Origin of the sequence: Arthrobacter globiformis (genome assembly GCF_030817195.1) — a bacterium.
Classification (GTDB): Bacteria; Actinomycetota; Actinomycetes; order Actinomycetales; family Micrococcaceae; genus Arthrobacter; species Arthrobacter globiformis_D.
On sequence record NZ_JAUSYZ010000001.1, the window covers coordinates 1,696,568 to 1,710,320 of the forward strand.

Sequence of the window (13,753 nt, forward strand, 5' to 3'; positions counted from 1 at the left end):
TGGGCTATGACGCCAGCAAAGGACGCCACACCAGACGACGCCGCCAACACGAGCGCCAGCGCGACAGGCGGCGCCAGCCCGACAGACAGTGCCAGCGGCACCGGCAGCGCCAGCCCGACGGGCAGGGCGAGCACCGCAAACGCGCCCCGGCCCTTCGGGCGGGGTCCATCCGAACGTCTCGAGCCCCGGCGCATCCGGACGGACCGTGACCTTGAACAGGACATTCCCTACGGGGTGCGCATTGCAGCGGCATGGGCCTGGCGGCTGGGGCTGATCCTGCTGGTCATCGGGGTGCTGGTCTGGCTGCTGGCCAAGGTCAGCTTCCTCATCATTCCCGTCATGGTCGCTGCGCTGCTGGCCGGCCTGCTGAGCCCCGTGGTGAAGTGGCTGCGGGAGTCGCGCGTGCCCAACGGGGCCGCCGTCGCCATCACGGTCGTGGGCTTCATCGGACTCATCGCCGGTTCCCTGGCGCTCGTGGGCCGGCAGCTGGCCCTCGGTTTCCAGGAGCTGTGGAGCGAGGCGCTGACAGGTGTCCAGCAGGTCCAGGACTGGCTGGCCGAGGGCCCGCTGCACCTGACCGCGGCCCAGATCGACCAGTACATCCAGGAGGCCACGGCCGCACTGCAGAACAACAGCAGCAGCATCCTCAGCGGCGCCCTGTCCTTCGGGAGCACCGCCGGCCACTTCGCGGCGGGACTGGTCCTGGCTCTGTTCATCCTGGTCTTCTTCCTCCTGCAAGGCAGCCGCATCTGGTCCTTCCTGGTCCGGCTCCTGCCGCGACAGGCGCGGATCCCCGCCGACGGCGCGGGCAGGCGCGGGTGGACCTCCATGGTCAGCTATGCGCGGATCCAGCTGTTCGTGGCCTTCGTGGATGCCGTGGGCATCGGCGTCGGCGCGGCGATCATCGGTGTCCCGCTGGCCCTGCCGCTGGGCGTGCTGGTGTTCATTGGTTCCTTCATCCCCGTGGTCGGTGCGTTGGTGACGGGTGTCATCGCGGTGCTACTCGCCATGGTGGCCAACGGTCCGGTCAATGCCCTGATCATGCTGGGCATCGTGCTGCTGGTGCAGCAGCTGGAAAGCCACATCTTGCAGCCGCTGGTCATGGGCAAGGCCGTTGCCCTGCACCCTGTGGCCGTGATCCTGTCCGTTGCCGCCGGCTCCTACCTCGCCGGCATCCCCGGGGCGCTCTTCTCGGTCCCCATCCTGGCCGTAGCAAACTCGGCGATTCGGTATATTGCTGCCAGAACGTGGGAACATGAACTTGTGCCGGCTGCCGCGGGTACCGCAGACCTGGCCTCTGCCGACGAGGACAACACCTTCAGGGAAGTCCGGCTGCCGGGTTCGCATTCCGGCCACGGCAACCCTGCCGACACTGCACACGGTGCCCCGGACGGCAACGCCGCCCCCGGCGCCGACGTCGAATCACCTAAAGGAGAATAGTTCGTGAACACCCCCGAAAGCCTTCCCGTCACGCTGGACGATGTCCTTGAGGCGCAGAAGCTGCTGGACGGGATTATTGCGCGGACCCCGGTGGAGTCATCCCGGGCCCTGGGCGCCATGGTGGGCGGCGAGGTCTACTTCAAGTGCGAGAACCTGCAGCGCGCCGGCTCCTTCAAGGTGCGCGGCGCCTACGTGCGGATGGCGCGCCTCTCCGAAGCCGAGAAGAAGCGTGGCGTGGTGGCAGCCTCCGCCGGCAACCACGCCCAGGGCGTGGCCGTCGCGGCCAAGAGCCTGGGCATCAAGGCCCGGATCTACATGCCGCTCGGCGTGGCACTGCCCAAGCTCGCCGCCACGCGCAGCCACGGCGCCGAGGTGGTCCTGCACGGGCACAACGTGGATGAGGCCCTCGCCGAGGCCCAGCGGTACGCCGACGACACCGGAGCCGTCTTCGTCCACCCCTTCGACAACGTGGACGTTGTGGCCGGCCAGGGCACCCTGGGCCTGGAGATCCTCGAGCAGGTGCCCAACGTCGACACCATCCTGATGGGGGTCGGCGGCGGAGGCCTGCTCGCCGGAGTCGCGGTGGCCGTCAAGGCCCGCGCGAAGGAACTCGGCCGCGAAATCCGCATCATCGGCGTGCAGGCAGAAAACGCGGCCGCCTACCCGCCGTCGCTGGCAGCGGACGCCCTGGTGCCGCTCAAGAAGGTGTCCACCATGGCCGACGGCATCGCCGTGGGCCGGCCCGGGCAGCTGCCCTTCAGCATCATCCGCGAACTCGTGGACGATGTGGTGACCGTCAGCGAAGACTCGCTGGCGCGGGCCCTGATCTTCCTGCTGGAACGCGCCAAGATGGTGGTGGAGCCCGCCGGTGCCGTGGGCGTGGCTGCCCTCATGGAGGGCAAGATCGAGAACCCGGGAACCACCGCCGTCGTCCTGTCCGGCGGCAACATCGACCCCATGCTGATGTTGAAGGTGATCCAGCGCGGCCTTTCCGCCGCCGGCCGCTACATGACCGTGCGGATGATGCTCGATGACCGCCCGGGCTCGCTGGCCACCATCGCCCGCATCATCGCCGAGAACGACGCCAACGTGACCGGCCTCGACCACACCCGCGTGGGCGGCTCCATCAGCATGGGCGACGTCTCCATCACGGTAAACCTTGAAACCAAGGGCCACGAGCACGGCGAACAGGTCCTCGGCGCCCTGCGCGCGGAGGGCTTCCAGCCGATCGTGGTCCACTAGGGGCCGCAATGCTGGACACGCCGGGGGAGGCACCCGCCACCAAGGAAACGACCGCTGCCCGCGCCAAAGGCGGACTGCTGGTGGTGGGATCGTTCGTGGTGCTGCTGTTCGCCATCGAGCTGCTCAACACGGTGCTGCTGCACTCGCTGAACGGCGTCTTCGGGCTCAGGCCCCGAAGCGCCGACGGCATCCTTGACGTGTTCACCTTCCCGCTGCTGCACGCCAACCTCAACCACGTCATGTCCAATGCGCTGCCGCTGATCATCTTCGGGTTCCTGGTGTTCCTGTCCGGGATCCGGGTGTTCCTCACGGCCGTGGCCTGCAGCTGGCTGGGTTCCGGGCTGGCCGTCTGGCTGTTTGGTGCCGGCGGGATCACCGTGGGTTCGTCCGGCCTGGTCTTCGGTCTCTTCGCGTTTCTCCTGGTGCGCGGGTTTTTCAACCGCAGCTGGTGGCAGATCCTGCTCTCTGTGGTGCTGTTCCTGGCCTACGGCAGCATCCTTTTCGGGATCATTCCGAACGTGGCAGCGTACGTGTCCTGGCAGGCCCACCTCGGCGGCGCCGCAGGCGGCGTCCTGGCCGCCGTCGTGCTGCGGGCACGGGCGTCCCGCCGCTAAGCCCTGGGCGGCGTTGGCGGAAACCGTAACTAAGGCGATTTAAAGCACGACGCCGGCCGTCCCCGGAATGGGGAAGGCCGGCGTCGTGCGTTTGCTGTGACCGCGGACGGCTGCGGTATTAGCCCGAGTAGGGCTTGGCGGAGAGGATCTCCACCGGGATGTCCTTGCCGTTGGGGGCGGTGTAGCTGAGCTTGTCGCCCTCCTTGTGGCCCATGATCGCGGCACCGAGCGGGGACTTCTCGCTGAAGACGTCCAGGTCGGAGTCGCCGGCGATTTCACGGGAGCCGAGCAGGAAGGTCTCCTCGTCACCGGCGATGCGGGCGACGACGATCATGCCCGGCTCAACGATTCCGTCGTCGGCAGGTGACTCACCGACGTGAGCGTCGCGAAGCAGGACGGTCAGTTGGCGGATGCGGGCCTCGATCTTGCCCTGCTCTTCCTTCGCAGCGTGGTAACCGCCGTTCTCCTTGAGGTCTCCCTCCTGACGGGCAGCGTCGATCTTCTGGACGATTTCCGCACGGCCGGGGCCGGAAAGGTGGTCCAGCTCTGCCTTCAGGCGGTCAAAAGCTTCCTGGGTAAGCCAAGCTGCAGGCGCGCTGTTAGTGGTAGACACGGACTTCTCCTCTAGTGGGTGTACAAGCGGTCTTACAAACAAAGACCCCGCCACGGTGGCCACCTGTGGAACTCAGTAACCATCTCAGCGGGGTAAAGGTATTGATCCATTGTAGTCAATCCTGTGGAGTAAACCCAACAACCAAGCGGCGTGGGTCACATACCTTTTTCTGCTGCGGCCCTAGGAAGCCGCGGGCTTCGGAATCCAGCAGTTGTCCACGACACCCGAGACGGCCTGCGATTCGGTGCGAAGGACAACACGCTGGGCGAGGGTGCGCCCGCCGTCGGCGCTCTGGCCCTGCGCCTCCTGTGCCACCGGCGGAATGTCGACCACCTTCCAGCCGACAACTGCGAACTTGGAATCGAGCGCCTTGATGGCGCACTTGACGGCCGTGCCGGGTTCCCTCGTCACCTGGAAGTCCACTTCGGCCTGCGTGGCATCCGTCGTCCGGTAGCCGATGTCCTTGAACGTCACCGACGCCGTGGCATTGGACGTGGAGACCCAGGCCAGAAAGCCCATCCCGATTGCCAGGGCAACGATAACCGCCCAGCGCCTGGCCTTTCGGGACAGCCTGCGCTTTGGACGGCCATAGCGATTGGCTAGGCTAATGTCTGCAGGCTCGGCAATGCCCGACTTGTCCTCGGTAGTCACCCTTCCAGTTTAGTGGCGATCACCCGGGGAAATATCCGGCGCCAGCATTGCAGTCAGTCCCAGGAGAAAGAGGAGCAGTCCCAGATGACAGCGTCCACCAGCCAGTCGTCCACGCTTCGCCTGCTGGCAGTCCACGCCCACCCGGATGACGAGTCCAGCAAGGGCGCAGCCACCATGGCCATGTATGCCGCGGCCGGCGTGGACGTTATGGTGGCGACCTGCACGGACGGCTCACGGGGCGACATCCAGAACCCGGCCATGGAGGCCGAGCCCCATCCGAAGCGCGACATGGCAGGCGCCCGCCGGCTCGAAATGAAAGAGGCCGCCCGACTGCTGGGCATCCGGCAGCGCTGGCTGGGCTTCGTGGACTCCGGGCTGCCCGAGGGCGACCCGCTCCCGCCGCTGCCGGCCGGGTGCTTCGCGCTGCAGCCCCTGGAACGGGCAGCGGCGCCCCTCGTTCGGCTGGTCCGGGACTTCAAGCCGCACGTCATCGTCAGCTACGACGAAAACGGCGGCTACCCGCATCCGGACCACATCATGGCGCACCGGGTTGCGGTGGAGGCCTTCGACGCGGCGGGCGACCCCGCGCGGTATCCGGGCACCGGCGAGGCCTGGGAGCCGAGCAAGCTCTACTACGACCGCGCCTTCAGCCCGGAACGCTTCCGTGCCCTGCACTTTGCGCTGGAGGAGGCCGGGCTCCAGTCGCCCTATGCCCAGCGCCTCGCCGCCTGGCTTGAGGCCGACGCCGAAGGGCACACGCCGCCGCCGCCCACGCACGAAACGACCACCCAGGTGGACTGCGGCGACTTCTTCGAAGCCCGTGACAACGCCCTCCGGGCCCACCGGACCCAGGTGGACCCGCTGGGCTTCTTCTTCGCCGTGTCGGCGGAGATGCAGGCGCGCGTCTGGCCCTGGGAGGACTACACGCTGATCCGATCCAAGGTGGCCTCCGAGCTGCCGGAAAAGGACCTCTTCGCGGGGCTAAGATAGATACACGAGACATTTTCTATCGCGCGTAGAAAATCCCGCGTAGAAGACCGTGCGGCGGCCGGAACGGCCGCGGCCGCGCGCGTACCAACGGGCCGGACGTTAGCCCATGCGGCGCACGGCGGCCCCAGCCTTGAGAAGGTTTGAACAGTGCACCATTTGCTCATCGCCCTGGCATCGTCCCCGGCCCCCTCGCCGTCGCTGCGCCCCGGCCTGTCCCAGGACCAGGTAACCCCCGGCCTGCTGGGATTCCTGCTGACCGCCTTCATCGTGGTGCTCACCGCGCTGCTAATCGTGGACATGGTGCGCCGCATCCGCCGCGTGCGGTACCGCGCCCAGGTGGAGGAAGAACGCCAGGCTGCCGCCGAGGCGGCTGACATTGCCCGCGACGATGCTGCCAACGGCAATGCAGGCCGCACCGACACCTGATCCCCGATCGGGGCAGCCCGGATCGGGGCAGCCCGGGCCGGGGGAGCGCAATGCCCTCGGCGCGGAACCCTCTGCCTACCTGCGCCAGCACGCCGGCAACCCGGTGCACTGGCAGCCGTTCGGGGACGCCGCCTTTGCGCGGGCCGCGTCCCGGGACGTCCCCGTGTTCCTGTCCATCGGCTACGCCGCCTGCCACTGGTGCCACGTCATGGCCCGCGAATCCTTCGAGGACCAGGCCACCGCTGACTACCTGAACAGCCACTTCGTCGCCGTCAAGGTGGACCGTGAGGAGCGCCCGGACGTCGACGCCGTCTACATGGCCGCCACGCAGGCGATCAGCGGCGAGGGCGGCTGGCCCATGTCCGTCTTCCTGAGCCCCGAGGGCCTGGCCTTCCACGCCGGCACCTACTTCCCGCCACGGCCCATGCCCGGCCGTCCCTCCTTCCGCCAGGTCCTCGAGGCCGTGCATGAGGCCTGGACGGAGCGCCGTGACGCCGTGGAGGAGAATGCACGCTCCCTCGCACAAAACATGGGCGAGGTACAGGTTGCGGCGGCCGTGGACGTGTCCCGCCCGCCGGAACTGCTCGACGCCGGTTTGCTGCCCGCCGCCGTGCGTTCCCTGGCCGGATCCGAAGACCCCGACGACGGCGGGTTCGGCACCGCCCCGAAGTTCCCGCCGTCGGCCGTTTTGGAGTTCCTGGTGCGGCATGCCGCGGTTCCCTCGGAAACTGCCGTGGTGGCCAGGGACATGGCCGGGCGCACCCTCGCGGCGATGGCCCGCTCGGCTCTTTTCGACCAGCTCGACGGCGGCTTCGCCCGGTATTCGGTGACGCGCGACTGGTCCGTTCCGCACTTCGAGAAGATGCTGTACGACAACGCCCAGCTGCTGCGCGTCTACGTGCACTGGATCCGGCTGGGCGGAACGGCCGGGTTCCCGGCAGCCGAGGCCGCGGACATCGCGTCGCGGACCGCCGACTGGCTGCTCTCCGCGCTCGGGCTGCCGGACGGGGGACTGGCGTCCTCGCTGGACGCCGATTCCGTGGTGGACGGGGAGCACCACGAAGGGGCGAGCTATCTCTGGACCCCCGGTGAGCTGGAGCGGGTGCTCGGGGCGGAGGACGCCGCGGCCGTCGCCTGGATGATGAACGTCGGCGCCCGGGGAACCGTCTCGGAGCTCGGCTCGCCGCTGCACCCGGGACGGGCGCTGGACGGTGACGAGGCGCGGCTCTGGTCGCGGGTGAGGCCCCGCCTCCAGGAAACCAGGGCACGCCGGCCGCAGCCCGGGCGGGACGAGAAGGTGGTGGCGGGCTGGAACGGCCTCGCCGTGGCTGCACTCGCGGAGGCCGGGGCAGTTTTGGGCCGGCCGGACCTTGTGGCGGCAGCCGGCCGGATCGGCGGCTATCTGGAACGGGTCCACTGGCGGGCGGAGACGGGGGAGCCGGATGCGGGGGAGCTGGTCCGCGTGTCGCATGGCGGCGCAGCACGGGGGATCGGCGGCCTGCTTGAGGACTATGCGTTCTGCGCGGACGGCTTCCTGGCGCTGTGCTCGGCCACCGGAGATCCACGCTGGTACGCGTTGGCCGAGGCGCTGATCCAGGCGGCGCACACCCGGTTCGTGGACGCCGGGACGCTCGCCGATTCCGCCGGGGAGTCGGAGCAGGTGGTCAGGGCCCAGGGCGGGAAGCCGGGGCTGAACCCCTTTGACGATGCCACGCCCAGCGGCGCGGCTGCATTTGCCGGCGCCCTGCTGGGCTATGCCGCCCTGTCCGGCTCGGTGGAACACCGGACCATGGCCGGCAACATCCTGGCACTGGTGCCCCCGCTCGCAACGCGTGCACCGCGCGTGGCGGGCTGGCTGCTGGCCACAGCGCAGGCCGCGCTGGCGGGGCCGCTGGAGGCCGCCGTCGTCGGACCTGCCGGTCCCGAACGGGACGCCCTCCACCGCGCGCTGCTGCTGTCCGCGAGCCCGGGGCTGGTAGTGGCGGTGGGTGACGCCGAGACGGACGACGGCGGGATGCCGGCCGGAGTGCCGCTGCTGCGGCAAAGGCCGGCCGGGCCAGGCGGCACGCCCCTCGTCTACGTCTGCCGCGGCATGGTTTGCGACCGGCCCGTGGCGACCGTTGAGGAGGCGCTGGAACGCGTCAGCTCAGCACTGCGATGAGGATGGCCGCGAAGTGTGCGGCGAAGGCCAGCACCGTGAAGGCGTGGAACAGTTCGTGGAAGCCGAAGTGCCGGTAGCTGATGTTGGGCTTCTTGAGTGCGTAGAACACGGCCCCGGCAATGTACAGCGCCCCGCCGACGCAGATGAGCAGGGCCGCCGGGACGCTCGCCGCGAAAAAGGCGGGCAGGTAGAACAGGGACCCGCAGCCGAGGCCGATGTAGATGGGCACGTACAGCCAGCGGGGTGCGTCGGTCCAGAGCAGCCGGAACAGCACGCCCAGGATCGCGGCGGACCAGATCAGCCAGAGCAGAAACTCCGCCGTCGGCCTGTCCAGCAGGCTCCACGCGAGGGGCGTGTAGCTGCCGGCAATCACCAGCATGATGTTGGTGTGGTCCAGCCGTTTGAGGACGCGCTTGACGCCGGGGGACCAGTTGCCGCGGTGGTACACCGCGCTGATGCCGAACAGCAGGACCCCGGTGAGGGCGTAGATGGCCGACGTTATCTTGCGGTCCGGAGTGGGAGCCACCGCAACCAGGACAATCCCTGCGGCCAGTGCCAGTGGCGCGGTGACCGTGTGGATCCATCCCCGCCACTTTGGCTTGATCGTCAGCAGCTCGGCGATGCGTGCGGCGGCGTCATCCATGCCGGTGGGCTCTGCCCTCGACGGCTCCGGTCCGCCGTCCGGGGCGTTGCTTTTCATGTCATCCAGAATAACCTACGGCTCAGTAAGTTACTCACCGGTAATGCCGCTTCCCGCGGGTCCTCGCGTCTCGTTCGAGGGGGTTCCTGGCGGCCGCCTGCACGCGGCCGCCGCCTCCGGGCGGTAGCCTAGGACTTGCACAAAAGTCGTACAGCAGGAAGTCAGGTGAGTCTCCGGATGGAATGGCCCGGGTTCCTCTATGGCTTCTATGAGCGCAAGCTTCTGCGCTCGCTGGAGCCGGAACGGATCCCCCGGCACATCGGCGTCATGGTGGACGGGAACCGGCGCTGGGCCCGGCAGTTCAACGCCCCGACCAGCCAGGGCCACCAGGCCGGCGCGGACAAGATCCATGAGTTCCTCGGCTGGTGCCAGGAGCTGGGTGTCCGGGTGGTCACCCTGTACATGCTCTCCACGGACAACATGAGCCGTTCCGGCGAGGAGCTTGACCTGCTCATGGGCATCATTGCCAACACGCTGGACCGGCTCGACGAGGACGCCGACATATCGGTCCACGCCATGGGCGCCCCGGAGCTCCTCCCGGACTACCTCGCGGACCGGCTGACCAAGCTCACGGCCAGGACGCCGGTGCGCGAGAAACTCCACGTGAACGTGGCCGTCGGCTACGGTGGCCGGCGCGAGATCGTGGATGCAGTACGCGAGCTGCTGCACGACGCCGTGGCGCACAAGGCGGACATCAGCGAACTCGCCGACTCCCTGAGCGTGGAGGACATCTCCCGCTTTCTCTACACCCGCGGCCAGCCCGATCCGGACCTGGTGATCAGGACCTCCGGTGAGCAGCGGCTCTCAGGCTTCCTGATGTGGCAAAGCGCCTACAGCGAGTTTTACTTCTGCGAGGCACTTTGGCCGGCCTTCCGGAAGGTGGATTTCCTTCGCGCCCTGCGCGACTACGCCGGCAGGCAGCGCCGCTTCGGCTCCTAGCCTTTTCCGGCGTCTGTTGGCCCCTTCGGGCCGCCGCCGTTCACGCCGAATTCACACAGCGGCAACAGGAATCGCCGGAAGAAGACGTTGGAAATTAGTTCGGGGCGATTTACGTTAAACCCATCAGCAGGCAAACCGCCGGCTGATCGGGGAGGCCAGTACATGGAGCGATTTTTCGCACCGGCTGTATGGGAGGCCGGATCCGGCCTCGTGGCCAATCCGCCTCACCAATAACAATTCCGGGCATGTGCCCCGGGGCTGGAGTCGATGTGGCTATTTCTGAACAACTGCCCGACGTCATCACGGACAAGGGTGAGAAGGCTACCTCTCGCGCCAAGCGAGCCAATTCAAAGACCGGTGCGGACACGAAAGACGCCGCAGCCGGTCTTGCTGTTTCCGGCCCACAGACTGAATCCCAGCCATCAGTCTCCACTTTCGTCATCGATACCTCCGTTCTGCTCTCCGACCCCCGCGCCCTGCTGCGGTTTGCGGAGCACGAAGTCGTTGTGCCGATCGTGGTGATCACCGAACTTGAAGGGAAGCGGCATGACCCCGAACTCGGCTACTTCGCACGGAAGGCGCTCCGGCTCCTTGATGACCTTCGCATCCAGCACGGGGGGCTGAACCGGCCCATCCCGCTGGGTGACGCCGGCGGTACGCTCATGATCGAGATGAACCACATCTCGGCCGAAGTCCTGCCGGCCGGCTTCCGCGCCGGGGACAACGACAGCCGCATCCTCGCCGTCGCCAAGAACCTCTCCAACGAGGGACGCAACGTCACCGTGGTGTCCAAGGACCTCCCCATGCGGGTCAAGGCCTCGGCCATGGGCCTGCTGGCCGATGAATACCGCAACGAGCTCGTCAAGGATTCCGGGTGGACCGGCGTCGCCGAGATCGATGCGAGCGACGAGGAGATCTCCACGCTGTACGGCCACGAGCCGGTCTTCATCCCGGCGGCCGCCGAGATGCCGGTCAACACCGGCCTTGTGGTGCTCTCCAGCCGGGGCTCGGCCCTGGGCCGTGTCGGTGCCGATAAGCAGGTCCGCCTGGTGAAGGGGGACCGCGACATTTTCGGCCTCCACGGGCGCTCCGCGGAGCAGCGGCTCGCCATCGACCTGCTGATGGACCCGTCGGTGGGCATCGTGTCCATGGGCGGCCGTGCGGGCACCGGTAAGTCGGCGCTTGCCCTGTGTGCCGGCCTCGAGGCGGTACTGGAGCGCCGCGAGCACCGCAAGGTGATCGTCTTCCGCCCCCTCTTCGCCGTGGGCGGCCAGGAGCTCGGTTACCTGCCGGGCTCGGAAGCCGAAAAGATGAACCCCTGGGCGCAGGCGGTATTCGACACCCTGGGCGCTCTTGTGAGCCAGGAAGTCGTGGAGGAGGTCATGGACCGCGGCATGCTGGAGGTCATGCCGCTGACCCACATCCGCGGACGCTCCCTCCACGATGCCTTCGTGATCGTGGATGAGGCCCAGTCCCTCGAAAAGAACGTTCTGCTCACCGTCATGAGCCGGATCGGGCAGAACTCGAAGATCGTCCTCACCCACGACGTTGCCCAGCGCGACAACCTCCGGGTCGGACGGCATGACGGCATCGCAGCCGTCGTCGAAACCCTGAAGGGCCACCCGCTCTTCGGCCACATCACCCTCACCCGGTCAGAACGCTCGCCCATCGCGGCGCTCGTCACGGACCTGCTCGAAGGGGCGTAACTAAGCACGGGTGTCGGAAGGGCCGTGGCCAGGTTCGCAGGGCCACGGCCCTTCGCCGTTGGGTGGGGAGCGAAACCAAGCTCAACCAGCGGGGATTCCCAGGAACTTCGCCGTGGGTTCGTGGCCTTCCACCTTTAGGTGCCATTCGGGGCGGCGGAAGGTTGCCGGCGTAAGGCGGACCCGTTGGACTGTTTCCTGCCTGCCGCCCCAGGACATGCGGGTCAGGCCGTTCAGTTCGTAGCCGAGCGAGCGGGAGACGCCCAGGGAGGCTGCATTCCAGTCGGCGGCTTCGGATTCGCAGACATCGGCGCCAAACCAGTCAAAGGCGTAAAGCGCGACGGCGGCCCGCATCTCCCTGCCGAAGCCGCGGCTTTGGGCGCTCCTCCGCAGCCATGATCCGGTGGTGACCGTGCGGAGAACCGAAAAGTCCCGCGCTGCGATGTCCTGGCACCCGAGGAAGGTGCCGTCGTGCCAGATGCCCAGCGTCAGTGTCCAGGAGTCCGGTGTGGAGGCGGCGCGGCACTGCCAGTACCAGCGGGCCATGTTGGGTCCCAGCTCGTCGGCGGGGACCGAGGTCCAAGGGGTGCTGAACGGATTGCGGCCCTCGTCGTGGATGCCGCTGGCAGCCGCTTCAACAGCCGCGGGGATGTGGTCGTCACGCAGTGGCCGCAGTGTGAGCCGGGGAGTGGCCAGGGTGAGCGCGAACGGAGGCCACACGGAGATCAGCTCGGTCATGCCGGAAGCCTAGCCGATGGACGCACCACAAGCGCCCGCAGCCCGCGTCTGGCGGGACCGCCGCTGTCAGCTGGTGTGGTGCGACAGCCCGAGGGACAGCCGGGTGTTGCCGGGCCCCTCCAGGACCAGGGCAATCGCCTGGTTGGGAAGCTCGAAGACCATGGTGGCGTCGACTGAATCGCCTTGCGGGAGCTGTGTCTTGCCGGGTGAGGTCCACAGCGGACGGAGGCTGCTGGCACCAAGCCCCGTCACCGTGAACTGCGACGCATCCACTGCGACGCCTTCACCTTCAAGAGCGGTGAACTGCACCAGTATCCGCACCCGGTGGGTACCCGCGGACGGGCCCTCGTCCAGCACCTGGACACGTTCCGGCGGAAGCCAACCGTCTTTTTCCAGCGGAATGACGCCGTTGACCCGGGCCGTTCCGCCGGGGATCACCGCGCTGGCGCCCAGGGGAGTGCTGGCCTCCGGCTTGGCGGTGAGGAAGAGATATCCCAGCACGAGTCCCAGGGCGCAGAGCAGGGAGAGCGGGATCAGCAGCAACTTCCTGCGGCGCCGCGTACCGGTCCTGCCGGTGACGGCCGTGTCAGGTGGTGCCGATACGTCTGGAGCCGTGGTTGACATGCCACGAGTTTGCGGCCGGCAGGTTGGGAAAAGCCTGCACAGACCCCCGCATACCGGGTGGCCCCTTAGGCCGGGTTGGGCCGCAGCGGCCACTGGATGTGCTCGCGCACATCGGTGAGGTTCATCGGCTCGGCCACAAAAAGATCATCAAGCATGTACTCGTCCACGGCCAGGATCCGGATGCGGTGCCCTGGAAGCTGACCCCCGCCGTCGAGCGGCTCGGCAACCACGCACACGCCGGTCCCGGCATCGAGGCGGATCCTGGTCCGGCCGGGGCCGCAGAGGGGTGCTGCCGGATCCAGCGGCCGGTACCCGGGGTTCGGTGAGACTACGGTTTCCAGCGCCGGGCGGCCTTCGTGCGCCACCTCCTGAACCGGCTCCAGCACTTCGACGGCGTTCGCGTTGGGGAACTCCAGCGGCACCGGGGCGTTGCCCGCCAGTTCCACCGGATCCAGTGCAGCCGCAAACCGGCCGTTTCCGAAGGAGGGTTCGCCGTACGCGGCTTCCGGACGGCGCCGCACCAGCCCGCCGTCGTCGTAGACCGGCGTCACCAGATGTGCAGGAAGAAGCCACGACTTCCGGGTGGCGCTGATGTACAGGCCGTCGCGGGAGTCGTTGATGCCGGTGGTGCTGCCGAGCAAGGTGCCGTCGCCGGACTCCAGGCGGAGGGCGCCGGGACGGCGCAGCCAGGCGCGGACAATGCCGCCGCCGGGACCGTCGCGGCCTGGAACGTCGCGGCCTGGAAATTCGGTGTATTCGAACCGCAGGGACTGCCATTTCCACGGGGACGAGCGGCACAGATTGCGAAAGGAGGCGGCCGACGCGGGCGTCGCACCGCCGCCGTGTTCCTGCCGGTGTTTGGCGTCCCAGGTCCCCATATCCACAGTTTACGCGCGGCCCCCAGCGGCAGGC

General features: G+C 68.0%; 14 protein-coding genes. 8 read left to right on the plus strand and 6 right to left on the minus strand.

Annotation, left to right across the window (positions count from 1 at the left end; all coding sequences use genetic code 11):
• Positions 1-6 precede the first annotated feature (6 nt).
• The 3 genes from QF036_RS07725 to QF036_RS07735 are packed head-to-tail and all read left to right on the plus strand — an operon-like array spanning position 7 to position 3,296.
• Positions 7-1,440: an AI-2E family transporter gene (locus QF036_RS07725; protein ID WP_307100685.1), complete on the plus strand. Its 1,434-nt coding sequence runs from the start codon at positions 7-9 to the stop codon at positions 1,438-1,440.
• Positions 1,441-1,443: 3 nt separating this feature from the next.
• The gene (gene ilvA, locus QF036_RS07730) at positions 1,444-2,682 is read left to right on the plus strand and encodes a threonine ammonia-lyase (protein WP_307100687.1); all 1,239 of its coding nucleotides are present in this window, start codon (positions 1,444-1,446) and stop codon (positions 2,680-2,682) included.
• Positions 2,683-2,690: 8 nt separating this feature from the next.
• Entirely contained in the window at positions 2,691-3,296 is a 606-nt protein-coding gene (locus tag QF036_RS07735; RefSeq protein ID WP_307100689.1) for a rhomboid family intramembrane serine protease, read from the plus strand.
• Between the two features lie 118 nt (positions 3,297-3,414).
• Here QF036_RS07735 and greA read toward each other — a convergent pair whose 3' ends face one another.
• On the minus strand, positions 3,415-3,909 hold the full coding sequence (greA, locus tag QF036_RS07740; RefSeq protein WP_307100691.1) for a transcription elongation factor GreA: 495 nt from the start codon (positions 3,907-3,909) through the stop codon (positions 3,415-3,417).
• Between the two features lie 180 nt (positions 3,910-4,089).
• Complete coding sequence (locus QF036_RS07745; protein WP_307100693.1) at positions 4,090-4,560, minus strand: DUF4307 domain-containing protein; 471 nt, start codon at positions 4,558-4,560, stop codon at positions 4,090-4,092.
• Between the two features lie 84 nt (positions 4,561-4,644).
• Here QF036_RS07745 and mca point away from each other — a divergent pair, with 84 nt between their 5' ends.
• The 3 genes from mca to QF036_RS07760 all read left to right on the plus strand — a co-directional run bounded on the left by mca (position 4,645) and on the right by QF036_RS07760 (position 8,137).
• Complete coding sequence (gene mca, locus QF036_RS07750; protein WP_307100695.1) at positions 4,645-5,550, plus strand: mycothiol conjugate amidase Mca; 906 nt, start codon at positions 4,645-4,647, stop codon at positions 5,548-5,550.
• Between the two features lie 147 nt (positions 5,551-5,697).
• Entirely contained in the window at positions 5,698-5,976 is a 279-nt protein-coding gene (locus QF036_RS07755) for a hypothetical protein (RefSeq protein WP_003798018.1), read from the plus strand.
• Complete coding sequence (locus QF036_RS07760) at positions 5,954-8,137, plus strand: thioredoxin domain-containing protein (protein ID WP_307100697.1); 2,184 nt, start codon at positions 5,954-5,956, stop codon at positions 8,135-8,137. Before QF036_RS07755 ends, QF036_RS07760 begins: the two co-directional genes overlap by 23 nt.
• Here QF036_RS07760 and trhA read toward each other — a convergent pair.
• Positions 8,118-8,780, minus strand: coding sequence for a PAQR family membrane homeostasis protein TrhA (trhA, locus tag QF036_RS07765; RefSeq protein WP_307105831.1), 663 nt, complete (start codon positions 8,778-8,780; stop codon positions 8,118-8,120). The two genes, QF036_RS07760 and trhA, sit on opposite strands and share 20 nt — an antisense overlap.
• A 234-nt stretch (positions 8,781-9,014) precedes the next feature.
• On the opposite strand from trhA, the gene QF036_RS07770 reads away from it, so the two are divergent.
• Positions 9,015-9,776: an isoprenyl transferase gene (locus tag QF036_RS07770; protein ID WP_043417634.1), complete on the plus strand. Its 762-nt coding sequence runs from the start codon at positions 9,015-9,017 to the stop codon at positions 9,774-9,776.
• A gap of 269 nt (positions 9,777-10,045) precedes the next feature.
• Complete coding sequence (locus QF036_RS07775; protein ID WP_307100700.1) at positions 10,046-11,482, plus strand: PhoH family protein; 1,437 nt, start codon at positions 10,046-10,048, stop codon at positions 11,480-11,482.
• Between the two features lie 81 nt (positions 11,483-11,563).
• Here QF036_RS07775 and QF036_RS07780 read toward each other — a convergent pair whose 3' ends face one another.
• The 3 genes from QF036_RS07780 to QF036_RS07790 form a co-directional block, all read right to left on the minus strand.
• The gene (locus QF036_RS07780) at positions 11,564-12,217 is read right to left on the minus strand and encodes a GNAT family N-acetyltransferase (protein ID WP_307100701.1); all 654 of its coding nucleotides are present in this window, start codon (positions 12,215-12,217) and stop codon (positions 11,564-11,566) included.
• A 66-nt stretch (positions 12,218-12,283) separates the two neighbouring features.
• Positions 12,284-12,841: a hypothetical protein gene (locus tag QF036_RS07785; protein WP_307100703.1), complete on the minus strand. Its 558-nt coding sequence runs from the start codon at positions 12,839-12,841 to the stop codon at positions 12,284-12,286.
• A gap of 65 nt (positions 12,842-12,906) precedes the next feature.
• Positions 12,907-13,719, minus strand: a complete 813-nt coding sequence (locus tag QF036_RS07790) for a hypothetical protein (protein WP_307100705.1) — start codon at positions 13,717-13,719, stop codon at positions 12,907-12,909.
• Positions 13,720-13,753: the final 34 nt, after the last annotated feature.

Coding starts and splice junctions, on each gene's coding strand:
- QF036_RS07785 (WP_307100703.1), bottom strand. CDS start 12,841: ATGTCAACCACGGCTCCAGACGTATCGGCACCACCTGACACGGCCGTC.
- QF036_RS07725 (WP_307100685.1), top strand. CDS start 7: ATGACGCCAGCAAAGGACGCCACACCAGACGACGCCGCCAACACGAGC.
- QF036_RS07780 (WP_307100701.1), bottom strand. CDS start 12,217: ATGACCGAGCTGATCTCCGTGTGGCCTCCGTTCGCGCTCACCCTGGCC.
- QF036_RS07735 (WP_307100689.1), top strand. CDS start 2,691: ATGCTGGACACGCCGGGGGAGGCACCCGCCACCAAGGAAACGACCGCT.
- QF036_RS07770 (WP_043417634.1), top strand. CDS start 9,015: ATGGAATGGCCCGGGTTCCTCTATGGCTTCTATGAGCGCAAGCTTCTG.
- QF036_RS07760 (WP_307100697.1), top strand. CDS start 5,954: ATGCAGGCCGCACCGACACCTGATCCCCGATCGGGGCAGCCCGGATCG.
- mca (WP_307100695.1), top strand. CDS start 4,645: ATGACAGCGTCCACCAGCCAGTCGTCCACGCTTCGCCTGCTGGCAGTC.
- QF036_RS07790 (WP_307100705.1), bottom strand. CDS start 13,719: ATGGGGACCTGGGACGCCAAACACCGGCAGGAACACGGCGGCGGTGCG.
- trhA (WP_307105831.1), bottom strand. CDS start 8,780: ATGGATGACGCCGCCGCACGCATCGCCGAGCTGCTGACGATCAAGCCA.